Genomic DNA, 25,610 nt, shown 5'->3' with positions numbered 1-25,610 from the left:
GTGGTTGAACGGACAGCCACAGGAAATATGCCATGCCCGCTGCCGCCGTGAAGACGCCCCTCTCCTCCGACCGATCCGTGAAGGGCATGGCGCTGATGGCCTGCTGCATGGTCATCCTGCCGATGATGGATGCGATTGCCAAATACATGGCAACGTTTGAAACCATGTCGCCGGGACAGGTCACCTTCTATCGGTTCTTCGTGCAGCTTGTGGTGCTGGCGCCGCTGTTCTTCTGGACGGTGGGTGGGTTTTCTAAAGTGCAGCGGCCGTGGATGAACATGCTGCGCGGGGCCCTGCATGCGGCAGCAAGCCTCCTCTTCTTCACCGCCGTCAAATACATGCCTTTGGCGGATGTCTTTGCCATCTATTTCGTCGAGCCCTTCATGCTGACGATGATGTCAGCGCTCTTCTTGGGCGAAAAGGTCGGATGGCGGCGCTGGCTTGCCATTCTCGTCGGTTTCGGCGGCGCGATGATCGTGATCCAGCCGAGCTTCGAGATTTTCGGCTGGACCTCGCTTCTGCCGGTCGCCTGCGCCTTTCTCTTTACGCTCTATCTGTTCTTGAACCGGGCGCTGGGGAATGGCGATTCGCCGCTTACCATGCAGATGATGTCGGGCGTCGGCGGCACGCTGTTCATGGGCATCGTGCTTGTTGCCGGCAATGCCGCCGGCATTGCGGATTTCGAAATGTCGCTGCCCTCCTCCGGTCTCGGCCTCATCCTTCTCATCATCCTCGGCTCGCTGTCAGGCTATGTGCACCTGCTCGTCGTGCGCGCCTTCCGCATGGCCTCGGTATCGCTTCTGGCACCCTTCCAGTATTTCGAGATCATTTCGGCAACCGTGCTCGGCTACCTGCTGTTTGCCGATTTTCCGACGCCCTCCAAATGGCTCGGCATTGCCGTCATCGTGGCGTCGGGCCTGTTCATCATCTGGCGCGAGCGTGTCCAGAGCAGACGCACGCTGGCGCCAGCGTGACCGCGCTCCGGGTGCTTTGCGCTTGAGCCGCCCGGCCCCGCATGCCACAAACTTTTTAAGAATCACACAGTCAGGGAGATTACATCATGGACGTCCGCGCAGCCGTTGCCGTACAGGCCGGAAAGCCGCTCGAAGTCATGACCGTTCAGCTGGAAGGTCCCAGAGCCGGCGAAGTTCTGATCGAGGTGAAGGCCACAGGCATTTGCCACACCGACGATTTCACCCTGTCCGGTGCCGATCCGGAAGGCCTGTTTCCGGCCATTCTCGGCCATGAGGGCGCCGGCATCGTCGTCGATGTCGGTCCGGGCGTCACCTCGGTGAAGAAGGGCGATCACGTCATCCCGCTCTACACGCCCGAATGCCGCGAATGCTATTCGTGCCTCAGCCGCAAGACGAACCTCTGCACTGCCATCCGCTCGACCCAAGGCCAGGGTCTGATGCCGGACGGCACGTCGCGCTTTTCCATCGGCAAGGACAAGATCCATCACTACATGGGCTGCTCGACCTTCGCCAATTACACGGTGCTGCCGGAAATCGCTCTCGCCAAGGTCAACCCGGACGCGCCCTTCGACAAGATCTGCTACATCGGCTGCGGCGTGACGACCGGCATCGGCGCCGTCATCAACACGGCAAAAGTCGAGATCGGCGCGACCGCCATCGTCTTCGGTCTCGGCGGCATTGGCCTCAACGTCATCCAGGGCCTGCGTCTCGCCGGCGCCGACATGATCATCGGCGTTGACCTGAACAACGACAAGAAGGCCTGGGGCGAACGCTTCGGCATGACGCATTTCGTCAACCCGAAGGAGGTCGAGGGCGATATCGTGCCTTACCTCGTCAACCTGACGAAGCGCGCCGGAGACCATATCGGTGGCGCCGATTACACCTTCGACTGCACCGGCAATACCAAGGTCATGCGCCAGGCGCTGGAAGCCTCGCATCGCGGCTGGGGCAAGTCCGTCATTATCGGCGTTGCCGGTGCGGGCCAGGAAATCTCGACGCGTCCTTTCCAGCTGGTGACCGGACGCAACTGGATGGGCACCGCCTTTGGCGGCGCGCGCGGCCGCACCGACGTGCCGAAGATCGTCGACTGGTACATGGAGGGCAAGATCATCATCGATCCGATGATCACCCACACCATGCCGCTCGACGACATCAATAAAGGTTTTGAGCTGATGCATTCGGGTGAAAGCATCCGCTCGGTCGTGCTATACTGAGAACGGATCGCGCCGCGGCAGGCTCTCGCGAAGGACGCCCTCGGGCGTCCTTTTGCGTGGGGCTTCGGCTCTGGCGCGGCCATAGGCAGCCGCTTCGGACACTAGCAACGGTGCCGCGGGAGACAGAATGACGGATCGCATCGTTTCAGGAACGGTAAAGGCCGATGGCAGCGTCCTGCAGGGCCAGGGCTTCCAGGTCAGCCGCAAGGCGGCCGGCCGCTACCTGCTCGTCTTCCAGCCGCCGCTCAACGATGTGGCGGGCGGCATGACGCAGTTGTCCGGCGCAGACAATGCCAGGGGCTGTCGGGCAAACGTGCTCTCGGTCGATGGCCTGCATGCCTCGATCGCCATCAGGAACGACCAGGGCAGGGATTGCGACTGCGATTTCTCCTTCCTGTTTTCCGGCAGCATGCATGCGATCACCCCGCCGCGCCCGGCGCTTGGCACGCCCGCCGGCAGCGAGTCCATGCCGGATCTTGCGATCGGCAGCCCCTCGCCCACGCCGCCGGTCGTATCCTTTCCGCTAACTGAGCGCGTTCGCCGCGCCATGACGCCGGACCCTTTGCCGGAGCCTGCGCCGCCCGAACGCCCGGTCGATCCGCTCATCAGCGCCCAGCAATCCCAGATCGATCGGCTGAAGCAGATGACGCAGCAGGTGCTGCAACGGCTGCAGGTGGAAAATCGCATGCTGAAGGCAAAGCTGCACTTGCGCGATCAGGCGCCGGAGCCGTCGGTGCCGCCGATCGGCGTCACGCCGCAGTTCGTCGCCATTCCCGGCGGGCCGGCCCTTGCGCGCCTGCTGGTTCAGGAAAATTTCGACAGCGTGCTCGATTATGGCCCTGGCTGGCAGAAACGCACACGCCTTCTCGCCGAGGCCGGCAAGACCGTAACCGTTCTGGTTCCGGCCGCAGAGCCCCTCGATCGAACCCCAGGCGTTTCCATCCGTCATGACGGCATTCAGTCGGAAAATTTCGGTGGGCCGTTCGACTGCATTCTCATGAGCCATGTGCTGCAGCGGACGCCTGATCCGCAGCGTTTTCTGCGTCGTCTTCACGCTTTGTTGCCGGAGGGCGGCGTTCTGGCCCTTGCCGTGCCGGCCCTCAGTTTTCCGATGGTCAACGGCGATTTGAGCATCTGGAGCGCTGGCCTCCTGTTGCAGCATCTTGTCCTGGCGGGCTTTGACTGTCGCGATGCGGCCGTGCTGACCGAAGGAGACGAAATCTGTCTCGTGCTGCGCAAGTCCTCCATTCAGCCCGTCGCCATGGATGCCGATCTGCCGTCCCTTGATAGCCTTCGCGCCTTCCTTCCCGCCCGCCTCGATTTCATTTCAGAGCCCGAGGGTTGCTGTTTCAACGGCGACATCCGGAACCTGAACTGGTAAGCCGCAACAGACCGAAATCTGACAACCGCCGCACACGGAGAGCTGCCCGTTGATCTATGTGGATGCCGATGCCTGCCCGGTAAAGCCCGAAATTCTGAAGGTGGCCGAGCGTCATGGTCTGGAAGTCACCCTGATTGCCAATTCCGGCCTTCGCCCCTCGCGCGATCCGATGGTGAAGAACATCATCGTGTCCGGCGCTTTCGATGCGGCCGATGACTGGATTGCCGAGCGGGCGGGACGCGGCGATATCGTGGTGACGGCGGATGTGCCGCTTGCGGTGCGCTGCGTGGCCGCGGGCGCCCAAGTGACTGGTCCGACAGGCCGGGAGTTCGATGAGGGCAATATCGGCATGGCCAGCGCCATGCGGGATCTTGGCGCGCATCTTAGGGAGACCGGCGAAAGCAAGGGCTATAATGCCGCCTTCTCGGCGCGGGACCGCTCGGCCTTTCTCTCCACGCTTGATCGCCTCTGCCGGCGGGCAAAGGCAATCGCCGCGCAGGCGAAGGATGATCCGGCATGACCGACGTTTTACCGCACTGGCGGCACCGCAGGCACAGCCCGTTCTATGCCGCAGGCCTTTCAGGCCTGTTGTCACTGCCGGTGCTCTGGCTTGCCGCCCGCCATCTGGCCGTCGAAATATCGGCAATCGTGTTTTTCGTGGTCTATCTGGGGATGATGGCACTGCGTATTCCGCGGCTTACGGTTGGCCGGCTGAAGACCAGTGCCGAACGCGACAATGCGCCGGCCTATGTCATTCTGATGGTGACGCTTCTGGCCGTCATCACGGTGATTGCCGCGCTCTTCAATGCCTTGAACCGCAGCGCCAATCCGAGCATCTTCGAGGTGTCCATCGCCTTCCTGTCGGTGATTGCCGGCTGGCTGACCATCCACACCATGTTTGCCATGCACTATGCCCATCATTACTGGCGCCGCGTCTCGAAGGACGATGGCAGTCTGAGCACCCAGTGTGGTCTGGAGTTTCCGCGCACGCCGGAACCCTGCGGTTACGATTTCCTCTATTTCTCGCTGGTGATCGGCATGACGGCGCAGACCTCGGATGTCGTCATCACCACGACAGTGATGCGGCGCATCAATCTCTGCCATGCGGTGCTGTCGTTCTTTTTCAATACCGTGCTCGTTGCGGCCGCGGTCAATGCCGTCGTGTCGCTGGCCGGCTAATCCTGCAACGGAGAGTGTGTAACCATGAAGGTCCTGTCCCAGAATACGGCATTTGGCGGAATGCAGGGTGTGTTCCAGCACCGGTCGCAGGTCTGCAACAGCGACATGACATTTGCCGTCTTCGTGCCGCCTCAGGCAACAACGCAAAGGCGTCCGGTGCTCTGGTATCTCTCCGGCCTCACCTGCACGCATCAGAACGTCATGGACAAGGGCGAATATAGGCGCATGGCCGCAAGGCTTGGCCTGATCGTCGTCTGCCCCGATACGAGCCCGCGTGGCGATGACGTGGCCGACGAGGCGACCAACTGGCAGATGGGCAAAGGGGCCGGCTTCTATCTCGATGCCACCGAAAAGCCGTGGAGCGATCACTACCGCATGTACTCTTACGTGACGGAGGAACTGCCGGCGCTGATTGCGGAGAACTTTCGCGCCGACATGGACCGCCAGGGCATTTTCGGCCATTCCATGGGCGGGCACGGCGCCATGACGATTGCACTGAAGAACCCCGGGCGCTTCACAAGCTGCTCGGCCTTTGCCCCGATTGTCGCGCCCTCGTCCGCGGACTGGTCGGCGCCGGCATTCGAAAAATATCTCGGCAGCGACCCTGCCCTCTGGCGGGCCTATGATGCCTGCGCACTGGTGGAAGGTGGGGCGCGCTTTCCGGAATTCCTCATCGATCAGGGCAAGGCCGACAGCTTTCTCGACAATGGCCTGCGGCCCTGGCTGTTCGAAGAGGCGGTAAAGGACACCGGGATTGCTCTCACGCTTCGCATGCATGAGCGCTACGATCACTCCTACTATTTCATCTCCACCTTCATGGATGATCACCTGCGCTGGCATGCCGAGCGGCTTTGCTAAGCCGCATCCGGTCTGTCCAGCTTGAACCGGCGGCAAAACGCCCCAGATAGGGGCTCGTGCGGACGACCGCCGCAGCCTAACCCGGCTGCCATTGACCTTGCGGGGACGACCTCGCTCTTTTCAACACAGAAGGAGCGTAATCATGCCCTGGATCTATCTTGTTTTGGCCGGTCTTCTCGAATGTGGTTGGGCCATCGGGCTCAAATATAGCGAGGGCTTCACCCGGCTCGTCCCCTCGGTTCTCACCGTCGCCTGCATGGGTGTCAGCATCGGCCTGCTCGGCCTTGCCATCCGTGATCTGCCCATGGGCACCGCCTATGCGGTATGGACGGGGATCGGAACGGTCGGGGCCGTCGGCCTCGGCATGATTCTCTTTGGCGATCCGGCAAATTTTGCCCGGCTCGCCTGCATCGGCCTCATCGTCGCCGGCATTGCCGGGCTGAAACTGACCAGCTGACAGCAAAAAGCCCCTGCCGGGATCATCCCCCAGGGGCTTTCCGTTGGTCGAACCTTCGGCTGATCAGGCCTTCTGGCGGTTATCCACCGACCAGGCGCCGGCGCCGGTAAAGATGAAGGCGAGGAAGATGAAGCAGAACAGCACGGCAGCATCACCGCCGTTCAAGCCCGGGAAGAAGTTTTTCGGGAAATGCGCCATGAAATAGGCGACGGCCATCATGCCCGACAGAAGGAATGCCACCGGTCGCGTCAGGAAGCCGATGGCGAACAAGGCACCGCCCACCAGTTCCAGAATGCCGGCCACCAGCATCAGCGGCGGAAGCGACCCCTCCATCTGGGGAGCGGGAAAGTGGAAGAGCTTCATCGTGCCATGCTCCAGGTACAGCAGCCCGGTCATGATGCGCAGCACGGCAAGCGCCTGCGGCTGATAGGTGTTGAGACGTTGTGACATTGGTTGGAAAATCCCGCTCCAGTAATTTCAAATACCGGATTGCCTTAGCGCTGCAGTGCAGCATTTTTAAATCAACAGAAGTCGCGTTTTATCACATCCTATTGATCCGGAAAAACAATCCGGTCTGCGCACCTGCTTGTTAGCAAGCGTCACGGAAAGAGTGCCGTGGCCAGTGTGGAGGGGGTGCGCTCCTCAAGATTGAATTCCCGCGCAATCCGGGCCGCGATCTTCGATGCGACGAGGGCGTCTCCGTCACCGGCATCGAATGCGAAAGCGCTGACGGTGAATGTGCCGATCGCCACGCTTTCACCATTGCCGACAGCGGTTGCCTCCACCTGCACCTTCGCCCGGTAGCGGGCACCGATGAGCAGCGGAAAAGACCCGCTCTCGGTGATGCGGACGGTGAGCACCGTGCGCGGCATGGAGGTCTGGCGGAACGTGGCGCGGATGGCGTCGTTGACCAGCCTGTCGGTGTCTGCCAGCAGGCGGCGCGACACGGTGGCCTGGGCGCTCACGAAGGCACCACGCACGTCATAGAGGAGATGCGCCTGCTCCGTTGCTTCCGGCGGGGCCATGCGAAAGCCGCCGAGCATCAGCCAGCAGACAGCCAGGACAGTCAGGCGGAAGAAGGAAGTCGACATGGATCACCGGGAGACGCTTTCCCCGATCATCCGCCAACAGGGTTAGCAACCAGTTAAGCGACCGGCTGCAATGCCTCGAACGTGGACGCGGCCGCCTGCATTTCGCGGTAGCGCTTGGTGCGGCGCAGTTCTGCATCCGCATCCGCCCCCCAATGCTCATTGGTCCAGTCTTCTTCAAGATGCGCAAGCCGCCAGGCTTCCTCGACGCCGATGACGCGGCCGGCAAACGCAAGGGCGAGAAGCGCCGAGCCGGTGAGCGTCGTGATGGTGTGAAGGGCTGCCAGTTCAAGCGCAGTGTCGTGCTGACGAAGTCTTGCGGCAAGCGCTGCCACCGCCTCCGGCGGCTGTTCTGCCGGCATCACACCCGCGGCCAGAATGAAATGCGCGCCGAGATCTTTCGCCGCCCATTCGAGAACCGGATCCCAGTCGCGCGCCTGTCGCTCCACCAGTTCGGCCGGTGCATCGGCGCGGTAGCACAGCATGTCGCTCTCGGAGAATTTCAGGATGTCGGCAAATACCGGCTGTCGATCCGGTGCAATTCCGTCGATGGCCGTATTTGCAAGTCGCGTCACGGGCATGCTGAGGGGATCGATCACCTCGACCTGGGCCGACCATTCCGCGCAGATGATCTCGGCCAGCGCTTTCGTCGGCACGGCGAGCATGTTCTTGGCCGGCGTCTTCACCGGGCGCCCGTCCAGGAGGATTGAATAGCCTTGCGCGTCCTCGCCGATGGTCGCCTTCTCATAAAAGCGCTTCGGCAGCGGGCGATGCATCTGGATCTGCGCCCGGCGTGTCGGATCGGCGTGGCTCAGGCCCGCATGGCCCTCGGGTAAATCGAACGGATCGCGCATGGGTCTCGAAATTTCCTCAGCCGATATGGCTTAACAATTCGCTTGGATGATGAACGATGGCATCGGCGCCGGCGGCGTTCAGAAGGTCGACGGAGGCGTAGCCCCAGGAGACGCCGACCGCCTTTGCGCCGGCCGCCTTCGCCATCTGCATATCGTAGATGGCGTCACCGATGACAAGGGTATCGGCGGGCTCAACGCCCATGGCATCGCAGCACTCCGTCACCATGGCCGGATGCGGTTTTGACGGGCAGTCATCGGCGGTGCGGCCGATGCGAAACCACTTGCGGAAATCATGCGTGTCGAGAATGAGGTCGAGACCGCGGCGGGATTTGCCCGTCACCGCGCCGATCAGAAGCTCCTCGCGCGGGCCGATCTCGTCGATCAGTGCGCGGATGCCGGGAAACAGCGGCTCCTCGAATCCGGCTTCTGCGCGCGTCTGCTGAAAGATCGACTTGTAATAGGCCATCATCGCCACGGCTTCCTCGTCCGCATGGGGCTTGCCCTGAATACGGGCAATGGCAATGTCGAGGGTGAGGCCGATGATGGATTTGGTGGCCGCAAGCTCGGGATGCGCATAGCCGAAATGCGCGAAGGTCCGGCACATCACCTCATGGATGAGCCGCGCGCTGTCGACCAGCGTGCCGTCGCAATCGAAGAGAACCAGTTTCATGCTCAATCCTCTTCCCCGATGCCATCGGCCTGGTCCAGCCCCAAAAGGTTCCAGGTCTGCACCATGTGCGGCGAAAGCGGCGCGGTCACGCGCAGGCGGCCACCGCTTGGATGCGGAATGTCGATATGACGGGCATGCAGGTGCAGGCGCTTTTGCACGCCGCCCGGGAAATCCCAGTTGGGATCGTCGTCGAAATATTTCGGATCGCCGATGATCGGGTGACCGATATGCAGCGCATGGACGCGCAGCTGGTGGGTGCGGCCCGTATAGGGCTCCATTTCCAGCCAGGCGAGGTTTTGGGCGGCCGTATCGATGACGCGGTAATAGGAAACGGCGTGATCGGCGCCCTCCTCGCCATGGCGGGCAATGCGCATGCGGTCCCCGTCCGGCGTCTGTTCCTTGACGAGCCAGGTGGAGATCTTGTCCTCGTGCTTGCGCGGCACGCCCTTCACCAGCGACCAGTAGGTCTTCTTGGTGTCGCGCTCGCGAAAGGCAGCCGTCAGCTTCTGGGCGGCGCCGCGCGTGCGGGCAATCACCAGAACGCCCGAGGTATCGCGGTCGAGCCGGTGGACGAGACGCGGCTTTTCGCCCTTCGGGCTCACGAAGGCTTCCAGCATCTGGTCGATATGACGTGCAACGCCGGAGCCGCCCTGCACGGCAAGACCGGCCGGCTTGTTCAAAACGATGACCTTGTCATCCTCATGAATGATCATGCGCGACAACAGTTCGAAATCGCTGGAATGCTTGAGGTCCCGTCCGGCGATCGGCCCGGCCTTCTTGGCGTCTACGTCCATGGGCGGTACGCGCACCACCTGCCCCGGCTGCACGCGCGCATCCGATTTCACCCGTCCGCCATCGACCCGCACTTGCCCGGAGCGCAGCAGTTTCTGCAGCGGACCGAAGCCCAGCCCGGGATAGTGCACCTTGAACCAACGGTCGAGGCGCATGCCAGCTTCATCCGCTTCGACGCGGATATGCTCGATGCCTGCCATCTCAAATCTTTCATTCTGGAATGGGCGCTGCGGCCCTTTGATCTGAGCCTTTAGATGATTTCGCCGCGCAAGGGAAAGAGAAATGGCAGGGAAGGTTTATCCTGTTTGCGCAATCGGGCGTCAGAGAACGGCACGACCAAGCGCCAGACCGCCAAATGCCGCCAGCAAGGACACCAGAACGCTGGCGAGCACATAGGCCAATGCCGCCGCTGTCGCACCCCGCTCGATGAGAACCATCGTGTCGAGCGAGAAGGACGAAAACGTCGTGAAGCCGCCGAGAAAGCCGACGATGATCAGCAGGCGCAAATCGAGCGAGGCATCGAAACGGCGCGCCAGAAGCTCCGTAAGGAAGCCGATGGCAAAGCAGCCGGCAATGTTGATTGTCAGGGTGCCCCAAGGAAAGTTGAAGCCGAGGAGCCGCGTTACGGCAAGCCCGGCCAGATAGCGGCAAACCGAACCGACAGCGCCGCCCACTGCGACAAGCGTAAGCTGCATCAGCAAGACATCAATTCCCTAAAAAGACAATTATCGCTAAACCTTGAGCAATTTGTTTAAAGAGGAACAAAAGCAACGTCTCTATCGTTTTCGGTTTCAGGAGATGGTCGCAGCATGACTCAGGTTCCCTCAGTATCGGCGATTACGGCCGCCTACGCAATGGATGCGGCGCGCCCGGCACGCCGCGTGGCAACCGTAGACCAGGTGAAGGAGCAGCGGATGGTGGCGGAAAAGGAGCGACGTCGTGTCGAAGGCGCCGATGCCACCGATATCGCCGCACTGCTCCCCGCCGTGCCGCTTGCCTTCGACATGACCGATAGCCACCAGCAACAGCAACAGGCCAGTCTGAAACAGGCGCGCGACGCCTACGAGGAAATCTGAGGGCGTGATGTCCGGCAGCCCGACGTTTTTCGGGCGACGACAAAATACATGCCGGCTGCGACATTTGCCTCTTGCCAACAGGGGGGGCGCCCTCATAATGAGCGCATCCCGCTGGGAGAAACCGCTTTGATGCGGCGCCGAAGGAGCAACCGCCCCGGAAACTCTCAGGCAAAAGGACCAGCGGGACGAACAGGACTCTGGAGAGAAGCCTTTTCATGCGCAAAGGCTCGCCGAAGGGATAACAATCTCAGGCGCGAAGGACAGAGGGGGCTCATGAACGGCGTAAGGACGCCACACTGAGCACCCGTGCGAATAATTTTGCACAGACCTGGAGGTTTTCTTGACCGATACCGGCCCTCTCCTTTCCACACCTCTTCACGCGCTTCATCTGTCGCTCGGCGCCCGCATGGTGCCGTTTGCCGGTTACGACATGCCGGTGCAATATCCGGCCGGCGTGATGAAGGAACACCTGCACACCCGCGCCAAGGCGGGCCTGTTCGATGTGTCCCACATGGGCCAGGTCATTGTGAAAGCCCAGTCCGGCACCTTCGAAGACGCAGCGCTTGCGCTCGAAACGCTGGTACCGGTCGATATTCTCGGGCTGAAACCCGGCCGCCAGCGCTATGGCTTCTTTACAGACGAGAAGGGCGGCATCCTGGATGACCTGATGCTGGCCAATCGCGGCGATCACCTCTTCGTCGTGGTCAACGCTGCCTGCAAGAGTGCCGATATCGCCCATATGCAAGCGAACCTTGCCGGCTGTTCCGTCACGCCGATCAAAGATCGGGCGCTGATTGCGCTTCAGGGACCCGCCGCCGAAGCCGTTCTGGCATCGCTCAATGCCGATGTGACGGCGATGAGCTTCATGGACGTGCGCGACGTGACACTTGTAGGTGCTGACTGCATCGTCTCACGCTCCGGCTATTCCGGCGAGGACGGGTTTGAAATCTCGGTGCCGGCCGACAAGGCCGAGGATCTTGCCCGGGCGCTTCTCGCGCATTCCGACTGCGAGCCGATCGGTCTCGGCGCACGCGATTCGCTCCGGCTCGAAGCTGGGCTTTGCCTGTACGGAAACGACATCGACACGCTCACAAGCCCCATCGAAGCATCGCTCGAATGGGCGATCCAGAAGGCGCGCCGCCTCGGCGGCGCACGCGAAGGCGGCTTTCCGGGCGCCGACCGCATTCTCCGGGAAGTGACGAACGGCACGCTGCGTCGCCGCGTCGGGCTGAAGCCGGACGGCAAGGCGCCGGTGCGCGCCCATGCGCGCCTGTTTGCCGATGCCGAAGGCGCTCACGATCTTGGCGAAGTGACATCCGGCACCTTCGGTCCCTCCGTCGAAGGACCCGTGGCCATGGGCTATGTGCCCGTCAGCCACGCAAGTCCCGGCACCCAGATCTTTGCGGAAGTGCGCGGCAAGTATCTGCCCGTCACCGTCAGCGCCCTGCCCTTCATCACGCCGACTTATAAGCGGTAGTTTATGATGGTCCTGCCAGCCAAAGCCCCCCTCTGGCCTGCCGGCCATCTCCCCCACAAGGGGGGGGAGATCAGCAGGCAGCAGCCTCTCGCCTTTCATCGGCGTCGAGGCTGGCAGACGGGCGCGCCCATCTGATCTCCCCACCCGTGGGGGAGATGGCCGGCAGGCCAGAGGGGGGCGCGCTTGCTCCCCGCATCTGACCAATTTCAAATTTCCTTCAGAGAGGACTGAACATCATGCTGAAATTCACCGCTGAACACGAATGGCTGAAGCTCGAGGGCGATGTCGCAACTGTCGGCATCACGCAGCACGCCGCAGACCAGCTGGGCGATCTGGTTTTCGTCGAACTGCCGGAAGTGGGTGCCAGCTTCGAGAAGAACGGCGAAGCCGCCACCGTCGAAAGCGTCAAGGCTGCATCCGACGTCTATTGTCCGCTGTCCGGCGAGATCGTCGAGATCAACGAAGCGATCACGTCCGATCCGTCGCTGGTCAATTCCAATCCGCAGGGCGCCGGCTGGTTCTTCAAGCTGAAGCTTTCCAACGTCGCCGATGCCGACGACCTCATGGACGAAGCGGCCTACAAGGAGCTGATCGGCTGATGTCAGACACACGCGATTTCCATTTCACCGACTACCAGCCCTACGATTTTGCCAATCGCCGGCATATCGGCCCCTCGCCGTCCGAAATGGTGGAGATGCTGAAGGTCGTCGGCTACCGCTCGCTCGACGCGCTGATCGATGCAACCGTCCCCTCCACCATCCGGCAGCGCGAGCCGCTGGCCTGGGGTGCTGCACTCACCGAACGCGAAGCGCTCGACCGGTTGCGCGAGACTGCCAACAAGAACCAGCCGCTCACCTCGCTGATCGGCCAGGGCTATTATGGCACCATCACGCCGCCGGTCATCCAGCGCAACATTCTGGAAAACCCCGCCTGGTACACAGCCTACACGCCCTACCAGCCGGAAATTTCTCAAGGGCGCCTTGAGGCTCTGCTGAACTTCCAGACGATGATCTGTGACCTGACAGGCCTTGATGTCGCCAACGCCTCGCTGCTCGATGAGGCAACCGCTGCGGCCGAAGCCATGGCGCTCTGCCAGCGCCAGGCAAAATCGAAGGCGACCGCCTTCTTTGTCGATTCCGCCTGCCATCCGCAGACGATCGCGCTCATCGAAACGCGTGCGGCCCCGCTCGGCTGGAGCGTCGTCATCGGCAATCCCTTTACCGATCTTGATCCGGTCGATGTCTTCGGCGCGATCTTCCAGTATCCGGGCACGCATGGTCATGCACATGATTTCTCCGGCCTGATCGCCCGCCTGCACCAGACGGGTGCCGTGGCAGCCGTCGCCGCCGATCTGCTCGCGCTGACGCTGCTGAAGTCTCCCGGTGAAATGGGCGCCGATATCGCCATCGGCTCCTCGCAGCGTTTTGGCGTGCCGATGGGTTATGGTGGCCCGCATGCGGCCTTCATGGCGGTGAAGGATGCGCACAAGCGCTCCATGCCCGGCCGTCTGGTCGGCGTGTCGGTCGATGCGCGCGGCAACCGCGCCTATCGCCTCAGCCTGCAGACCCGCGAACAGCATATCCGCCGCGAGAAGGCGACATCGAACATCTGCACCGCACAGGTGCTGCTTGCCGTCATGGCCTCCATGTACGGCGTCTTCCATGGCCCCGAAGGCCTCAAAGCCATTGCCCAGCAGGTGCACAAAAAGGCCGTGTTGATGGCGAAGGGCTTGGAAAAGCTCGGCTACAGCGTGGAGCAGGAAACCTTCTTCGACACGATCACCGTCGAGGTCGGCCATATGCAGGGCCTCATCCTGCGCGCCGCCGTTGCCGAAGGCGTCAACCTGCGCAAGATCGGAACCACCAAGATCGGCATGTCGCTCGATGAGCGCACGCGGCCGGTGACGCTCGAAGCCGTCTGGCGCGCGTTTGGCGGCAATTTCGAAGTGTCCGATTTCGAGGCCGATTACCGCCTGCCGACCGATCTGCTGCGCACCTCGCCCTACATGACGCATCCGATCTTCCACATGAACCGTGCCGAAAGCGAGATGACCCGCTATATCCGCCGGCTCTCGGACCGCGATCTTGCCCTCGACCGGGCAATGATCCCGCTCGGCTCCTGCACGATGAAGCTCAATGCAACGGCGGAAATGCTGCCGATCACCTGGCCGGAATTTGCCGATATGCATCCCTTCTGCCCGGCCGACCAGGCGCTCGGATACAAGGAGATGATCGAGGATCTCTCGGCAAAGCTCTGCCAGATCACCGGCTATGACGCGATCTCCATGCAGCCGAATTCCGGCGCGCAGGGCGAATATGCCGGCCTCCTCACCATCCGCAACTACCATATCGCGGAAGGCAATGCCCACCGAGACGTCTGCCTCATCCCGACGTCAGCCCATGGCACCAATCCGGCCTCTGCCCAGATGGCCGGCATGAAGGTGGTGCCGGTGAAGGCTAAGGAGAATGGCGACGTCGATCTTGATGATTTCCGCGCCAAGGCCGAGCAGTATTCGGCCAACCTTGCCGCCTGCATGGTGACCTACCCCTCGACGCATGGCGTGTTCGAGGAGACGGTGAGCGAAATCTGCACCATTACCCATCAGCATGGCGGCCAGGTCTATCTCGACGGCGCCAACATGAATGCCATGGTCGGCCTGTCGCGCCCGGGCGATATCGGCTCGGACGTCTCTCACCTCAACCTGCACAAGACCTTCTGCATTCCCCATGGCGGTGGCGGTCCCGGCATGGGCCCGATTGGCGTGAAGGCGCATCTGGCAAAGCATCTGCCCGGCCACGTGGCGACCGACGGACGCGATGGTGCCGTGTCTGCGGCTCCCTTCGGTTCTCCGTCGATCCTGCCGATTTCGTGGTCCTATTGCCTGATGATGGGTGGTGAAGGCCTGACGCAGGCAACCAAGGTTGCGATCCTCAACGCCAACTATATCGCAGCCCGCCTCGCAGGCAGCTATGATGTTCTCTACAAGTCGGCCGCCGGCCGTGTGGCGCATGAATGCATCATCGACACCCGCCCGCTGGCGGCCTCTGCCGGCGTGACGGTTGATGATGTCGCCAAGCGTCTGGTCGATTGCGGTTTTCATGCCCCGACCATGAGCTGGCCGGTTGCCGGCACGCTGATGATCGAGCCGACCGAATCGGAAACCAAGGCGGAGATCGACCGCTTCTGCGATGCGATGCTCGCCATCCGCGAGGAAGCCCGCGCCATCGAAGAAGGCAGGATGGATCGCAACAACAACCCGCTGAAGAATGCACCGCATACGGTGGAGGATCTGGTCGGCGAGTGGGATCGCCCCTACTCGCGCGAACAGGCCTGTTTCCCGCCCGGCTCGTTCCGCGTCGACAAGTACTGGTCGCCGGTCAACCGCATCGACAATGTCTATGGCGACCGCAATCTGGTCTGCACCTGCCCGCCGATGGAAGACTACGCGGAAGCGGCCGAATAGAACGGCCACCCCGCGAGTACGGCAGGCAATCTGGTCTGCACCTGCCCGCCGATGGAAGACTACGCGGAAGCGGCCGAATAGAACGGCCACCCCGCGAGTACGGCATAAGACAAAGAAATCCCCGGCTCATCACCGGGGATTTTTTCGTCTCGCATGCAGGTCATGGGACCGCTTAGCGGCACTGCTGGCGCGGACCGCTCAGCGGCTGATAGGTGTTGTCATAGGCGCGGTAGGAGCGATATTTGCTGGCGCAGTACTGCTCATGGGAGCCGCTCACCGTCCGGCTGCCCTGCTGCTGCGAGGCAATGATGCCGCCGATCACCGCACCGGCTGCGAGGCCGCCGATGACGGCGCCGGCATTGCTGTGGTGGCGCCGATCGCGGTCACGATAGTAGCGGCGATCGCTGCGGTAATCCCGGCGATCCCAACGATAATCGCGGTCACGATCCCAGCGGCGATGGCCATTGGTCCAGCGCGGGTTCTCCTGCGGACAATTGGTCAAGTTGTTGCAGCCGACGGTCTGGAACGTCGCGTCGGGTGCAGACGTGGTCATCTGACCCATCGGACGCGCCACAAAGGCGGGCGCAGCCATCGCTGGCAGGCTGGTCAGGGCTGTTGCCAGCGACACAACGGCGATCATCAATTTTTTCATCTCGTTCGTCCAAGCTGATATCAAAAGGTGCCGGTCAACGTGCAAGGCCCGGCAAGGTTCCAGTGACGGTTCCAGGCTTGGTTCCTGCCTTCACAGGTTTGTCCGGCGGCGAGACGGGCGGCACTGGGTTTTCGGCCCCAGGGGCCCTTCAGGATGCTGTCAGCTTCGCGCCCTACTGGGTGGGTGACCGTCAACCCAAGGAGAACAGTCATGGCCCTTTCCGTCCGCCTTTCCGCACTTGTCGCCCTTTCCCTCACGCTTTCCACCGAGGCATTCGCCGCCAGCACCATCATGGTCAAGGAAGATGGCGAAGCCGGAGGCCCGATGACAATCAGCCTCGATCACGCCAGCGTTCCGGCCGGCGACGTGATCTTCAAGGTTCACAACGACGCCTTGAGCGAAGAACACGAGATGGTGCTGGTCAAGCTGAAGTCGGCTGACGAAACCGTGCCGGTCAATGCCGCCAAGCATCGTGTAGACGAATCCAAGCTGAAGAGCCTCGGCGAAGTGGCAGACCTGAAGGCTGGCAAGGACGGCCAGCTGAAGGTGAAGCTTGCCCCCGGCAACTACCTGCTTCTTTGCAATATCAAGGGCCATTTCGAAGCCGGCATGAAGGCAAAGCTGACGGTCACGCCGTAATCATCAGCATATCCTGCTTCGTCGCCTAAAAGAAACGGCAAAACCCCTAACATTCCCCAGGGTTTTGCCAGTTCTTCTGTGAGTGTAAATCAATTACGCTTCTCCGCAAATCGGAGGGTGTGGTGATGACTTTCAAACTCGGCGCGAATTCATTGCAGGAACTGCACAATGTTCATCCGGATCTGGTCGGTGTCGTTAACCGGGCGATCCTGATCTCGATCGTGGACTTTGCGGTCCATGATGGCTTGAGAACACTGGATGAGCAGAAGGAATATGTGAAAACCGGTGCGTCGCAAACGCTGAAGAGCCTTCATCTGCCGCAGGCGGACACCGGCTACGGCCACGCTGTCGATCTTGTGCCTGTGATCAACGGCAAGCTGCGCTGGGAATGGGGGCCGATCTATCATATCGCCGCCGCCATGCATCACGCGAGCCGTGAGCTTGGGGTCAACCTGATCTGGGGCGGCGTGTGGGATCGTCCGTTCAGTGAACTCGGTGACACCGCGGCCGATCTGGAACACGAAGTCGAAGCCTATACGGCGCGGCGCAGGCAAATCGGGAAAAAAGCCTTCCTCGATGGCCCTCACTACCAGATCGCATAGCGCAGGCCGGAGTCTGCGTATAAAGCCCCGGTTGAGCAGAGCACCCGATCCGGCAATACCAGCCGGATCGGCGGCGCGACCCTGCGATGGCAAGGCGGCGCAGCGGTTGCCGGGGTTCAGCCGACGAAAGCCCGCTCGATGACGAATTCGGCGGGCTTGTTGTTGGCGCCTTCGGTGAGACCGGCCTTTTCCAGCAAGTCCTTCGTTTCCTTCAGCATCGCGGTCGAGCCGCAGATCATGCCGCGGTCGATTGCCGGATCAAGCGGCGGCACGCCAAGATCGGTGTAGAGCTTGCCGCTTTCCATGAGGTCGGTGATGCGGCCCTGGAACGGATAGGCTTCGCGCGTCACGGTCGGATAGTGCTTCAGCTTGTCGCCGACGATTTCTGCCAGGAACTCGTGATTGCGGATCTCTTCCATCAGGTCAAAGCCGTATTTCAGCTCGGCGATCTCGCGGCAGGTATGGGTGAGGATGACTTCCTCGAACTTTTCATAGGTTTCCGGATCGCGGATAAGGCTTGCAAAGGGTGCAATGCCGGTGCCCGTGGAAAACATGTAGAGGCGCTTGCCCGGCGTCAGTGCGTCGAGCACCAGCGTGCCGGTCGGCTTCTTGCGCATCAGAACCGTATCGCCCGGCTTGATAGCCTGCAGATGAGAGGTCAGCGGCCCATCCGGCACCTTGATCGAGAAGAATTCCAGTTCCTCGTCCCAGGAGGGGCTGGCGATCGAATAGGCACGATAGATCGGCTTGTCGCCCACCATCAGGCCGATCATGGCAAACTCGCCGGAGCGGAAACGATAGCCGGCCGGACGCGTCATACGGAAGCGGAACAGACGATCGGTGTAATGCTCCACCGCCAGCACCGTTTCGGCATAGACGCCGTCCGGAATCTTCGCCTCAGGCTTTGCCGCAGTATTGGCTTCAAACGCATCGGTCTTGGCAGGAGCATTCATACCGGAGGTCTCGTCTGTTATCGTTTCGTCTCGCGCATGCGAAATATACCATGCGCGGCGGTTTTTGAAGACAGGCGCGTGCATATGCCGCGCCCGGCGCGAAAAATATGTCCTTTCGGATCAGCTTTTCAGCGGATTGAGGAACGGATCAGGCCGAGCGGCGGCGCCAGCTATAGGCCTCACCGGCCTTGGCGGGACGCGCCGTCGGCTGGTAATGCACATCGATCCCCGGCAGGCGGTTTTCCGAAAGCCGCTTCAGGGCTGTGGCATTGGTCACGGCAAAGCTGTCGAAGCCGCAGCGCAGCATCAGCGGAATATGGTCGATCAGCACGTCGCCCACAGCGCGAAGCTCGTTGCGGTAGCCCAGTCGCTCGCGCAGGAGGGAGGCATGGCTGAACCCGCGCCCGTCGCTGAAGGCGGGAAATTGCACCGCCACCAGTTCCAGTCGGTAGAGATAGGGCTCCAGCCGGCGCACATCGTCGGCAGGCTTGATGAGAACGCCAAAGCCCCCTTCGTTCGAGGCGTCGGCCTCCTCCAGAAGCTGGTCGACGGAGAGCAACCGACGCTGATCTCCCGTGGCCTTCACCTCGTCGGTTTCGATGACCCACGGATCGTTGTCAACGAAACCGGCTTCGGTCCAGATACGTGTCATGGCTTGTGTCCCCGCCCCTTCAAGCCGCAGCTGCCGCCGAACCGTAGAGCGCGTCCTTGAACGGCTGCGGCCCGACGCGGCGATAGGCTTCGATGAAAATTTCGTCCTTCGACAGACGAAGCGAGAGGTAAGTATCGACGATCTTCTCGACCGCGTCCGTCACCTTTTCCGGCTCGAAACCGCGCCCAATGATTTCGCCGATCGAGGTGTGCTCGTCGCCGGAGCCGCCAAGCGTGATCTGATACAGTTCAGCGCCCTTCTTTTCGACCCCCAGAAGCCCGATATGGCCGACATGGTGGTGGCCGCAGGCATTGATGCAGCCGGAAATCTTGATCTTCAGCTCGCCAATTTCCGCCTGCCGTTCGGCGGAGCCGAAGCGGTTGGAGATCGCCTGCGCAACGGGGATGGACCGCGCATTGGCAAGCGCACAATAATCCAGCCCCGGACAGACGATCATGTCGGTGATGAGGCCGGCATTGGCTGTCGCAAGGCCGTGCGCGGCCAGCGCCCGGTAGACGGGCTCCAGATCGGCCAGCGCCACATGCGGCAGGATGACGTTCTGCTCATGGCTGATGCGGATTTCGTCGAAGGCATATTCCTGGGCAATGTCGGCAATGGCCTCCATCTGCACATCGGTCGCGTCCCCCGGAATGCCGCCGATGGGCTTCAGCGAGATCGTCACCATGCCGTAATCGGGATGCTTGTGCGGCTGCACGTTCTGGTCCACCCAGCGGGCAAAGGCCGGGTCGGCCTTTTTCCAGCCGGCCAGCTGGGCCCAGCCTTCCGACCGCTCGCCAAGCGGCGGCGGCGCGAAATAAGCACTGATGGCGGCGATATCGCCCGGCGGCAGCGTCAGTTCGGCGCCGTGAAGATGGGCGAATTCCTCGTCCACCTGGCGCGCCAGTTCCTCGGCGCCCGTTTCGTGCACGAGGATCTTGATGCGGGCCTTGTATTTGTTGTCGCGCCGGCCATGCAGGTTATACACGCGCATGATGGCCGTGGTGTAGGACAGGAGATCCTCTTCGGGCAGAAAATCGCGGATCTTCTTCGCCACCATCGGCGTGCGCCCCTGCCCGCCGCCGACATAGACGGCAAAGCCGATGCGGCCCTCGTCGTTTCGCTTCAGGTGTAGGCCGATGTCGTGCACCTGAATGGCCGCGCGGTCGCGCTCGGCCCCGGTCACGGCAATCTTGAACTTGCGCGGGAGATAGGAAAATTCCGGGTGCACCGACGACCACTGGCGCAGGATTTCCGCGTAAGGCCGCGGATCGGCTACTTCGTCTGCGGCAGCACCGGCGAAATGGTCGGCCGTGACATTGCGAATGCAATTGCCCGAGGTCTGCAGCGCATGCATCTCGACGGATGCGAGTTCGGAAAGAATGTCAGGCGTATCGGAGAGCTTTGGCCAGTTGTACTGAATATTCTGGCGCGTTGTGAAATGGCCGTAGCCACGGTCATATTTGCGCGCGATATGGGCGAGCATGCGCATCTGGCGGCTGTTCAGCGTGCCATAGGGAATGGCGACCCGCAGCATATAGGCGTGCAATTGCAGATAGACGCCGTTCATCAGGCGCAGCGGCTTGAAAGCATCCTCGGCCAGCTCACCGGAAAGGCGGCGGGCCACCTGGTCGCGAAACTGGTCCACGCGCGCGGAAACGAAAGCGTGGTCGAACTCGTCGTAACGGTACATGATATCCTCAGGCTGCGATAAAGGCCGGGTCGGCGGACGGGTAACCGGCGGCATAATCCATGCTCGGGCCGGCGGCACGGATGCGTTCGCGCAGACGCAGCGGCCGCAGCTGGCCGTTGACCTCTTCCACCTCGACGACATTGACATCCACGACGAGATTGGCGGAAAAATCCCGCTTGCCGATTGCTTCCAACGCGGCCACCGCTTCGGCATGGCGTGCGACAAGCGCTTCCTGCAGTTTCTCGTTCCAGGTGCCGCCTGCATCCAGCCAAACGGCGATGCCGTCGGTGAGGCGATTGGCGGTCAACACCTTGTCTGTCATGTCTCCATTCCCGTCATCACGTCTGCGGCAGACGCCGCACTGCAACCCAATGCCTCATTATGACAGAGGGTCCGGATGGTTAGAAGAAACGCAAATTCACATGGGCCGAAAGCCGGGTATTTCTGTTCTGAGATCGGCCCGGCGAGGGAAAAATAAGCCTTTGGACGTTGCGCTTTCATCCGTGACCTTGCCATAGAGCAGAATGACGAAAAATCGTTCCCCTTCCAAGTTTGACGGCCTATGATGGCCATCATCATCCTCATCCAGGGACAGTTGCCGTGACCACACCCGCCCTTGCCTCGCGCCTTCTCGACGTGATCGAACAGGATATCATTCCCTTGACGGCGCGCGGAGTGGAGACCGGCAACAAGCTGTTCGGCGCCGCCATCCTGCGCAAATCGGATCTGTCGCTGGTGATTGCCGAAACCAATAACGAGCTGGAAAATCCGCTCTGGCACGGTGAAGTGCACACGCTGAAGCGCTTTTACGAGATGGGGGAAAAGCCGGATACCCGCGACCTCATCTTTCTTTCGACCCATGAGCCCTGCACCATGTGCATGTCGGCGATCACCTGGGCCGGTTTCGACAATTTCTATTATTTCTTCAGCCACGAGGATTCGCGCGATGCCTTTGCCATTCCGCACGACCTGAAGATCCTGAAGGAAGTGTTTGATCTGGAACCGGGCGGCTATCGCCGCAAGAACGCCTTCTGGAGCGCTTTCGCCATCACCGATCTGGTGGAGGGCGCAGAGGGCGACGAGCGCCAGCGCATGCGGGACAAGGTGGCGGTCCTCAAAGCCCGCTATGACGCGCTCTCGGCCACCTACCAGGCGAGCAAGAGCGGCAACAGCATTCCGCTTGCCTGACCCCCATCTCCACCGACACGTTTTCGCCACGACACAAGGATGCCGCCATGCAGCCCTCGCAGGATATTCTGCGCCTCCTCGACCTGATGTCCGCCCTTCGAGATCGCCAGACCGGCTGCCCCTGGGATGTCGAACAGACGTTTGAGACGATCAAGCCCTACACGATCGAGGAGGCCTATGAGGTCGCCGATGCGATCGAGCGCAACGATATGGAAGACCTGAAGGACGAGCTGGGCGATCTCCTTTTCCAGGTGGTGTTTCACGCGCAGATGGCGTCGGAAGCGGGCGAATTCCAGTTCGGCGATGTGGTGGAGGCGGTGATGACGAAGATGATCCGCCGCCATCCGCATGTCTTTGCCCGCTCGGACGTCTCGACGCCCGACGCCGTCAAGGTACAGTGGGACGAGATCAAGGCGGCCGAAAAGCGCGAGCGGGCGGAACGCCGCGCCCGGCGGGGCCTCACCGATGATTCAAAGTCAGGCTTTCTCGGCAGCGTCCAGCGCAGCCAGCCGGCGCTCACCGAAGCGCTGAAACTCCAGGAACATGCTGCAAAGGTGGGCTTCGACTGGTCGGACGCCGAACCGATCCTCGACAAGATCGAGGAGGAAATCGCCGAGCTGCGCGAGGCGCTGAAGGGCGGTGAAGCCCACAAGGTGAAAGACGAGCTGGGCGACCTGATCTTCGCGCTCGTCAATATCGGCCGCCATGTCAAAGCAGATCCCGAGCAGGCACTGCGCGGCACCAATACAAAATTCCGACGCCGTTTCAGGTATATAGAAAAATCACTTCAGGAAGTGAATGTTTCACTTGAAGAGGCCTCGCTGGATCAGATGGAAGAACTTTGGCAGGCCGCGAAGGCTGAAGAGTAAAGGCAGCGCCCGCCCAGACTATTCATCGGGACACTCAATAAATCGGCATCACGGTTCTGACAGATCAATTTGTCGACCGCGATGAAACAGTCTAATGATGGTCACCGTGTCATCATGCACCTGAAAGGCAATCGTCGCGTGTCGACGATAGCCAACAGTGCGAAGGCCATTTCGCTCTTTGCGCCTGCGGCCCCGCTCCGGGAATGTCGCGAACCCAAGGCAATAGGCGTAAATGTCGGCAACATAACGCTCGGCGTCCATCGCACCGGCGCGGGGCAACAGATAATCGTAGAGGTCCTTAAAGTCTGCGACAGTTTCCGGTGAAAACGTCACCTTGTGTGTCACTGGGTGTGTCACTTCGTTGAGTGAGAAGAACTGCGGCGCTGATCCATATGCGCCTTTATCTGCCCCCAGGCTTCCCCGTCAGGAACTGCACTGGATGGATTAGCGGCAAGGCGATCGACCGTTGGAAGAACCTGCTCGTTGATCCAGTCCTCCAGCCCGGCACTTTCGGCTGCAAGCGATCGAAGGCTTTCGGTGATCACCTCTTCTTCAGAGGCGTACTCTCCGGACCGCACCTTCAAGTCCACCATCTCCGCCAGATCGGGCGGCAGTGTTATCGTCAAGGCGTGGTTCGATTTCATCCGGGCCGTCCTCGTCTGAAGGCATCATCACACCACAACGCCACTGGTAAGGCAAGATCTGCGATGCGCCTGCCAAATCGGTCCCCGGGACAAGGCCAGCTATCAAATGCGGGGTGGGCTCAGCTGGCCTATCGCTCCCAATCTTCCTTTTCCGCCACCGTCAGCACGCCGAGCTTGCGCTCCAGCGCCTGCGCCTGGTCGCCCGAGAGCCGCAGGTCGAAGGAGACGGATCCGTCTTCGCGGTCTTCGCGGCCGTCGACCAGCGCGTTGTCGTAGATCCACGAGACCAGCGACAGCTTTTGTGGCGGCACGATGATGGTCGTTTCGGTCAGCACGCCAGACAGGCGCTTGGAGATTTCGTCCATCAGCGGATCGACGCCCTCGCCGGTGACGGCCGAGACGGCCATGACATTCTGGCGGCCGGCGGCTTTTTCCGTGATGGCGGCATGGGCTTCCGGCTCCAGCCGGTCCACCTTGTTCCACACCTCGATGATGCGCGCGTCGCGCTCCTTCTCGTCGATGCCGAGATCGGCCAGAATGCGCAGCACGTCGCCGGCCTGCGCGCCATTGTCCGGGTCGGACATGTCGCGAACGTGGAGAATGAGATCGGCTTCCAGCACTTCTTCCAGCGTCGCCCGGAAGGCGGCCACCAGATGCGTCGGCAGGTCCGAGATGAAGCCGACGGTATCGGAGAGGATGACGGTGCGGCCATGCGGCAGCTTCATGCGGCGAAGCGTCGGATCGAGCGTGGCAAACAGCATGTCTTCGGCAAGCACGCCGGCGCCGGTGATGCGGTTGAACAGCGTCGACTTGCCGGCATTGGTATAGCCGACCAGCGCCACGATCGGATGCGGCACCTTGCGGCGCTTGGCGCGGTGCAGCTGGCGCGTACGCACCACCTGCTCCAGCTCCTTCTCGAGCTTGACGATCCGGTCCTGCAGCATGCGGCGGTCGGCTTCGATCTGGGTTTCACCCGGACCACCCATGAAGCCCGCGCCACCGCGCTGACGTTCCAGGTGGGTCCAGCTGCGAACCAAGCGGCCCTTCTGGTAGTTCAAATGCGCCAGATCCACCTGCAGCGTGCCTTCCTTGGTGGACGCGCGCCGGCCAAAGATTTCAAGGATGAGGCCCGTGCGGTCAATGACCTTGGCGTTCCATTCCTTTTCGAGGTTGCGCTGCTGCACGGGCGTCAGCGGGTGATCGACGATGACGAGACCGGCATCATGCTCATCGAGAAGGCTTGCGATTTCCTCGATCTTGCCGCTGCCGATCAGGGTTGCCGGACGCGGCTGCGCGACGGGAATGATCAGCCCCTGGGCGATCGTCAGGTCGATGGCGCGGGCAAGGCCGATGGCCTCTTCCAGGCGGCTTTCGTCGGTGCGGCGCGGTGCAAAGGCGATCGTTTCGGTCTGCTGCGCGCGGGCGCCCTTGTTCTGCTTGAGAACCGGCACCAGCACCAGCGCCCGCATGTCGTCGCGGTGCTTTTCCGTTTCCGGCACGAGGGATTCGTTGGATGTGTCGCGCGTCGTGGTAATGGTGATCGTCCTTCAGTCACAGGCGGCGCCGGCCGCCCTCTTCAAGATGCCAGATTGAGCGATGGAGACCCCCGAAACGCCGAAGCGGCGGGTAAGGGACACGGGCGCCGACCATGATGCGCGCACGCAGCTGGCGACGGGCCGTCGATCCGCCGATGATGTCGTGGCGCACTCTGCGAGGCCACGCATATCCGGAATCGCAGCCCGCTCGTGTCACAAATGGGACAAGCGGGCCCGCAATTCAACCGGCAGGACGGGAAATTGCCGTCATTGTGCCGCTCAGGCCGCGCTCTCTTCGCTTTCGAACATCTGCATCGGCTGGCCCGGCATGATGGTCGAGATCGCATGCTTGTAGACCAGCTGCGAATGCCCGTCGCGGCGCAGCAGCACGCAGAAATTGTCAAAAGAGGTGACGACACCCGTCAACTTGACGCCGTTGATGAGAAAGATGGTGAGAGAAATTTTCTGCTTCCGGACCGTGTTGAGGAAAAGGTCCTGAAGATTTTGAGAACGTTCCGCCATAGCGCCGCTTCTTTCTTTTTTGCCGGCTTAAGCGCCGGAATATTGATCACGCGTGGAAAAAGCGATGGCAAACCCTCTCCTGCCATCCCTATCCGCATGATTGGTTATCAAATCGCCGTCTTTTCCGCAACGCCGAATACTCGACGGTGGCGAGATGGCGAAAAGCCGCCACAACTGTGGG

At 61.6% G+C, this 25,610-nt stretch carries 30 protein-coding genes and 1 riboswitch; of the genes, 15 read left to right on the top strand and 15 right to left on the bottom strand.

Annotation, left to right across the window (positions count from 1 at the left end; translation table 11 throughout):
- Positions 1 to 32 precede the first annotated feature (32 nt).
- The 7 genes from J2858_RS11945 (at position 33) to sugE (ending at position 6,063) form a co-directional block, all read left to right on the top strand.
- Positions 33 to 974: a DMT family transporter gene (locus J2858_RS11945; protein ID WP_245365732.1), complete on the top strand. Its 942-nt coding sequence runs from the start codon at positions 33 to 35 to the stop codon at positions 972 to 974.
- Between the two features lie 86 nt (positions 975 to 1,060).
- Positions 1,061 to 2,188: an S-(hydroxymethyl)glutathione dehydrogenase/class III alcohol dehydrogenase gene (locus J2858_RS11940; RefSeq protein WP_210105026.1), complete on the top strand. Its 1,128-nt coding sequence runs from the start codon at positions 1,061 to 1,063 to the stop codon at positions 2,186 to 2,188.
- A gap of 127 nt (positions 2,189 to 2,315) precedes the next feature.
- Entirely contained in the window at positions 2,316 to 3,569 is a 1,254-nt protein-coding gene (locus J2858_RS11935) for a class I SAM-dependent methyltransferase (protein ID WP_210105025.1), read from the top strand.
- A gap of 49 nt (positions 3,570 to 3,618) precedes the next feature.
- A complete protein-coding gene (locus tag J2858_RS11930) occupies positions 3,619 to 4,089 on the top strand; it encodes a YaiI/YqxD family protein (RefSeq protein ID WP_210105024.1) in 471 nt (156 codons plus the stop codon).
- Entirely contained in the window at positions 4,086 to 4,748 is a 663-nt protein-coding gene (locus J2858_RS11925) for a DUF1345 domain-containing protein (RefSeq protein WP_210105023.1), read from the top strand. Before J2858_RS11930 ends, J2858_RS11925 begins: the two co-directional genes overlap by 4 nt.
- 24 nt (positions 4,749 to 4,772) lie before the next feature.
- Entirely contained in the window at positions 4,773 to 5,606 is an 834-nt protein-coding gene (gene fghA, locus J2858_RS11920) for an S-formylglutathione hydrolase (RefSeq protein ID WP_210105022.1), read from the top strand.
- A gap of 142 nt (positions 5,607 to 5,748) precedes the next feature.
- Complete coding sequence (sugE, locus tag J2858_RS11915) at positions 5,749 to 6,063, top strand: quaternary ammonium compound efflux SMR transporter SugE (protein WP_210105021.1); 315 nt, start codon at positions 5,749 to 5,751, stop codon at positions 6,061 to 6,063.
- A 63-nt stretch (positions 6,064 to 6,126) separates the two neighbouring features.
- Here sugE and J2858_RS11910 read toward each other — a convergent pair whose 3' ends face one another.
- The 6 genes from J2858_RS11910 to crcB all read right to left on the bottom strand — a co-directional run bounded on the left by J2858_RS11910 (position 6,127) and on the right by crcB (position 10,165).
- Positions 6,127 to 6,513 (bottom strand): DoxX family protein, encoded by a 387-nt coding sequence (locus J2858_RS11910; protein ID WP_210105020.1) that lies wholly within the window; start codon positions 6,511 to 6,513, stop codon positions 6,127 to 6,129.
- Positions 6,514 to 6,662: 149 nt separating this feature from the next.
- Positions 6,663 to 7,154: a hypothetical protein gene (locus tag J2858_RS11905; protein WP_210105019.1), complete on the bottom strand. Its 492-nt coding sequence runs from the start codon at positions 7,152 to 7,154 to the stop codon at positions 6,663 to 6,665.
- A 53-nt stretch (positions 7,155 to 7,207) separates the two neighbouring features.
- Entirely contained in the window at positions 7,208 to 8,005 is a 798-nt protein-coding gene (locus J2858_RS11900; protein ID WP_210105018.1) for an ATP12 family chaperone protein, read from the bottom strand.
- Positions 8,006 to 8,021: 16 nt separating this feature from the next.
- Positions 8,022 to 8,675 carry an HAD-IA family hydrolase gene (locus tag J2858_RS11895; RefSeq protein ID WP_210105017.1) on the bottom strand — a complete coding sequence of 218 codons (654 nt, stop codon included), beginning with the start codon at positions 8,673 to 8,675 and terminating at the stop codon, positions 8,022 to 8,024.
- A 2-nt stretch (positions 8,676 to 8,677) separates the two neighbouring features.
- A complete protein-coding gene (locus J2858_RS11890) occupies positions 8,678 to 9,667 on the bottom strand; it encodes an RluA family pseudouridine synthase (protein WP_210105016.1) in 990 nt (329 codons plus the stop codon).
- A 120-nt stretch (positions 9,668 to 9,787) separates the two neighbouring features.
- A complete protein-coding gene (gene crcB / locus J2858_RS11885; protein WP_210105240.1) occupies positions 9,788 to 10,165 on the bottom strand; it encodes a fluoride efflux transporter CrcB in 378 nt (125 codons plus the stop codon).
- Between the two features lie 111 nt (positions 10,166 to 10,276).
- On the opposite strand from crcB, the gene J2858_RS11880 reads away from it, so the two are divergent.
- The 4 genes from J2858_RS11880 to gcvP all read left to right on the top strand — a co-directional run bounded on the left by J2858_RS11880 (position 10,277) and on the right by gcvP (position 15,483).
- Positions 10,277 to 10,543 carry a hypothetical protein gene (locus J2858_RS11880; protein WP_210105015.1) on the top strand — a complete coding sequence of 89 codons (267 nt, stop codon included), beginning with the start codon at positions 10,277 to 10,279 and terminating at the stop codon, positions 10,541 to 10,543.
- A gap of 102 nt (positions 10,544 to 10,645) precedes the next feature.
- Positions 10,646 to 10,733, top strand: a riboswitch (glycine riboswitch).
- Positions 10,734 to 10,883: 150 nt separating this feature from the next.
- Positions 10,884 to 12,020 (top strand): glycine cleavage system aminomethyltransferase GcvT, encoded by a 1,137-nt coding sequence (gene gcvT / locus J2858_RS11875; protein WP_210105014.1) that lies wholly within the window; start codon positions 10,884 to 10,886, stop codon positions 12,018 to 12,020.
- 236 nt (positions 12,021 to 12,256) lie between these two features.
- On the top strand, positions 12,257 to 12,619 hold the full coding sequence (gcvH, locus tag J2858_RS11870) for a glycine cleavage system protein GcvH (RefSeq protein ID WP_210105013.1): 363 nt from the start codon (positions 12,257 to 12,259) through the stop codon (positions 12,617 to 12,619).
- Positions 12,619 to 15,483, top strand: a complete 2,865-nt coding sequence (gene gcvP, locus J2858_RS11865; protein ID WP_210105012.1) for an aminomethyl-transferring glycine dehydrogenase — start codon at positions 12,619 to 12,621, stop codon at positions 15,481 to 15,483. Before gcvH ends, gcvP begins: the two co-directional genes overlap by 1 nt.
- Before the next feature lie 172 nt (positions 15,484 to 15,655).
- On the opposite strand, the gene J2858_RS11860 is transcribed toward gcvP, so the two are convergent.
- Complete coding sequence (locus J2858_RS11860; protein WP_210105011.1) at positions 15,656 to 16,135, bottom strand: BA14K family protein; 480 nt, start codon at positions 16,133 to 16,135, stop codon at positions 15,656 to 15,658.
- A gap of 210 nt (positions 16,136 to 16,345) precedes the next feature.
- Here J2858_RS11860 and J2858_RS11855 point away from each other — a divergent pair, with 210 nt between their 5' ends.
- Complete coding sequence (locus tag J2858_RS11855) at positions 16,346 to 16,774, top strand: plastocyanin/azurin family copper-binding protein (protein WP_210105010.1); 429 nt, start codon at positions 16,346 to 16,348, stop codon at positions 16,772 to 16,774.
- A gap of 119 nt (positions 16,775 to 16,893) precedes the next feature.
- Positions 16,894 to 17,376: a M15 family metallopeptidase gene (locus tag J2858_RS11850; RefSeq protein ID WP_210105009.1), complete on the top strand. Its 483-nt coding sequence runs from the start codon at positions 16,894 to 16,896 to the stop codon at positions 17,374 to 17,376.
- A 116-nt stretch (positions 17,377 to 17,492) separates the two neighbouring features.
- On the opposite strand, the gene J2858_RS11845 is transcribed toward J2858_RS11850, so the two are convergent.
- From J2858_RS11845 to J2858_RS11830, 4 genes are all read right to left on the bottom strand, one after another.
- Positions 17,493 to 18,329, bottom strand: a complete 837-nt coding sequence (locus J2858_RS11845; protein ID WP_210105008.1) for a ferredoxin--NADP reductase — start codon at positions 18,327 to 18,329, stop codon at positions 17,493 to 17,495.
- A 148-nt stretch (positions 18,330 to 18,477) separates the two neighbouring features.
- A complete protein-coding gene (locus J2858_RS11840) occupies positions 18,478 to 18,981 on the bottom strand; it encodes a DUF934 domain-containing protein (RefSeq protein WP_210105007.1) in 504 nt (167 codons plus the stop codon).
- A gap of 19 nt (positions 18,982 to 19,000) precedes the next feature.
- Positions 19,001 to 20,671 (bottom strand): nitrite/sulfite reductase, encoded by a 1,671-nt coding sequence (locus tag J2858_RS11835; protein ID WP_210105006.1) that lies wholly within the window; start codon positions 20,669 to 20,671, stop codon positions 19,001 to 19,003.
- Between the two features lie 7 nt (positions 20,672 to 20,678).
- Positions 20,679 to 20,993: a DUF2849 domain-containing protein gene (locus J2858_RS11830; protein WP_210105005.1), complete on the bottom strand. Its 315-nt coding sequence runs from the start codon at positions 20,991 to 20,993 to the stop codon at positions 20,679 to 20,681.
- A 278-nt stretch (positions 20,994 to 21,271) separates the two neighbouring features.
- Between J2858_RS11830 and J2858_RS11825 the strand changes: the two genes are divergently transcribed.
- Together J2858_RS11825 and mazG are read left to right on the top strand one after the other, a co-directional pair.
- Positions 21,272 to 21,859, top strand: a complete 588-nt coding sequence (locus J2858_RS11825) for a nucleoside deaminase (protein WP_210105004.1) — start codon at positions 21,272 to 21,274, stop codon at positions 21,857 to 21,859.
- 47 nt (positions 21,860 to 21,906) lie between these two features.
- Complete coding sequence (gene mazG / locus J2858_RS11820) at positions 21,907 to 22,728, top strand: nucleoside triphosphate pyrophosphohydrolase (RefSeq protein WP_210105003.1); 822 nt, start codon at positions 21,907 to 21,909, stop codon at positions 22,726 to 22,728.
- Between the two features lie 48 nt (positions 22,729 to 22,776).
- Here the strand turns inward: mazG and J2858_RS24235 are convergent, their stop codons facing one another.
- The 4 genes from J2858_RS24235 to hfq form a co-directional block, all read right to left on the bottom strand.
- A complete protein-coding gene (locus J2858_RS24235; protein ID WP_210105002.1) occupies positions 22,777 to 23,073 on the bottom strand; it encodes a type II toxin-antitoxin system RelE/ParE family toxin in 297 nt (98 codons plus the stop codon).
- A gap of 8 nt (positions 23,074 to 23,081) precedes the next feature.
- Positions 23,082 to 23,372, bottom strand: coding sequence for a ribbon-helix-helix domain-containing protein (locus J2858_RS11810; RefSeq protein WP_210105001.1), 291 nt, complete (start codon positions 23,370 to 23,372; stop codon positions 23,082 to 23,084).
- Between the two features lie 128 nt (positions 23,373 to 23,500).
- Entirely contained in the window at positions 23,501 to 24,841 is a 1,341-nt protein-coding gene (hflX, locus tag J2858_RS11805; protein WP_245365924.1) for a GTPase HflX, read from the bottom strand.
- A 345-nt stretch (positions 24,842 to 25,186) separates the two neighbouring features.
- Positions 25,187 to 25,429 (bottom strand): RNA chaperone Hfq, encoded by a 243-nt coding sequence (gene hfq / locus J2858_RS11800; RefSeq protein WP_056335505.1) that lies wholly within the window; start codon positions 25,427 to 25,429, stop codon positions 25,187 to 25,189.
- Positions 25,430 to 25,610 lie beyond the last annotated feature (181 nt).

This window comes from Neorhizobium galegae (assembly GCF_017877135.1).
Lineage (GTDB): Bacteria > Pseudomonadota > Alphaproteobacteria > Rhizobiales > Rhizobiaceae > Neorhizobium > Neorhizobium galegae_A.
The sequence above is the reverse complement of the archived record's forward strand: the minus strand, read 5'-3'. Positions and strand labels throughout refer to the sequence as shown.

Excerpts from the sequence above, each read along its gene's own strand:
- J2858_RS11945 (WP_245365732.1), top strand. The coding sequence starts at position 33 with ATGCCCGCTGCCGCCGTGAAGACGCCCCTCTCCTCCGACCGATCCGTG.
- J2858_RS11940 (WP_210105026.1), top strand. The coding sequence starts at position 1,061 with ATGGACGTCCGCGCAGCCGTTGCCGTACAGGCCGGAAAGCCGCTCGAA.
- J2858_RS11935 (WP_210105025.1), top strand. The coding sequence starts at position 2,316 with ATGACGGATCGCATCGTTTCAGGAACGGTAAAGGCCGATGGCAGCGTC.
- J2858_RS11925 (WP_210105023.1), top strand. The coding sequence starts at position 4,086 with ATGACCGACGTTTTACCGCACTGGCGGCACCGCAGGCACAGCCCGTTC.
- fghA (WP_210105022.1), top strand. The coding sequence starts at position 4,773 with ATGAAGGTCCTGTCCCAGAATACGGCATTTGGCGGAATGCAGGGTGTG.
- sugE (WP_210105021.1), top strand. The coding sequence starts at position 5,749 with ATGCCCTGGATCTATCTTGTTTTGGCCGGTCTTCTCGAATGTGGTTGG.
- J2858_RS11910 (WP_210105020.1), bottom strand. The coding sequence starts at position 6,513 with ATGTCACAACGTCTCAACACCTATCAGCCGCAGGCGCTTGCCGTGCTG.
- J2858_RS11905 (WP_210105019.1), bottom strand. The coding sequence starts at position 7,154 with ATGTCGACTTCCTTCTTCCGCCTGACTGTCCTGGCTGTCTGCTGGCTG.
- J2858_RS11900 (WP_210105018.1), bottom strand. The coding sequence starts at position 8,005 with ATGCGCGATCCGTTCGATTTACCCGAGGGCCATGCGGGCCTGAGCCAC.
- J2858_RS11895 (WP_210105017.1), bottom strand. The coding sequence starts at position 8,675 with ATGAAACTGGTTCTCTTCGATTGCGACGGCACGCTGGTCGACAGCGCG.
- J2858_RS11890 (WP_210105016.1), bottom strand. The coding sequence starts at position 9,667 with ATGGCAGGCATCGAGCATATCCGCGTCGAAGCGGATGAAGCTGGCATG.
- J2858_RS11880 (WP_210105015.1), top strand. The coding sequence starts at position 10,277 with ATGACTCAGGTTCCCTCAGTATCGGCGATTACGGCCGCCTACGCAATG.
- gcvH (WP_210105013.1), top strand. The coding sequence starts at position 12,257 with ATGCTGAAATTCACCGCTGAACACGAATGGCTGAAGCTCGAGGGCGAT.
- gcvP (WP_210105012.1), top strand. The coding sequence starts at position 12,619 with ATGTCAGACACACGCGATTTCCATTTCACCGACTACCAGCCCTACGAT.
- J2858_RS11860 (WP_210105011.1), bottom strand. The coding sequence starts at position 16,135 with ATGAAAAAATTGATGATCGCCGTTGTGTCGCTGGCAACAGCCCTGACC.
- J2858_RS11855 (WP_210105010.1), top strand. The coding sequence starts at position 16,346 with ATGGCCCTTTCCGTCCGCCTTTCCGCACTTGTCGCCCTTTCCCTCACG.
- J2858_RS11845 (WP_210105008.1), bottom strand. The coding sequence starts at position 18,329 with ATGAATGCTCCTGCCAAGACCGATGCGTTTGAAGCCAATACTGCGGCA.
- J2858_RS11840 (WP_210105007.1), bottom strand. The coding sequence starts at position 18,981 with ATGACACGTATCTGGACCGAAGCCGGTTTCGTTGACAACGATCCGTGG.
- J2858_RS11835 (WP_210105006.1), bottom strand. The coding sequence starts at position 20,671 with ATGTACCGTTACGACGAGTTCGACCACGCTTTCGTTTCCGCGCGCGTG.
- J2858_RS11830 (WP_210105005.1), bottom strand. The coding sequence starts at position 20,993 with ATGACAGACAAGGTGTTGACCGCCAATCGCCTCACCGACGGCATCGCC.
- mazG (WP_210105003.1), top strand. The coding sequence starts at position 21,907 with ATGCAGCCCTCGCAGGATATTCTGCGCCTCCTCGACCTGATGTCCGCC.
- J2858_RS11810 (WP_210105001.1), bottom strand. The coding sequence starts at position 23,372 with ATGAAATCGAACCACGCCTTGACGATAACACTGCCGCCCGATCTGGCG.
- hflX (WP_245365924.1), bottom strand. The coding sequence starts at position 24,841 with ATGCGGGCGCTGGTGCTGGTGCCGGTTCTCAAGCAGAACAAGGGCGCC.
- hfq (WP_056335505.1), bottom strand. The coding sequence starts at position 25,429 with ATGGCGGAACGTTCTCAAAATCTTCAGGACCTTTTCCTCAACACGGTC.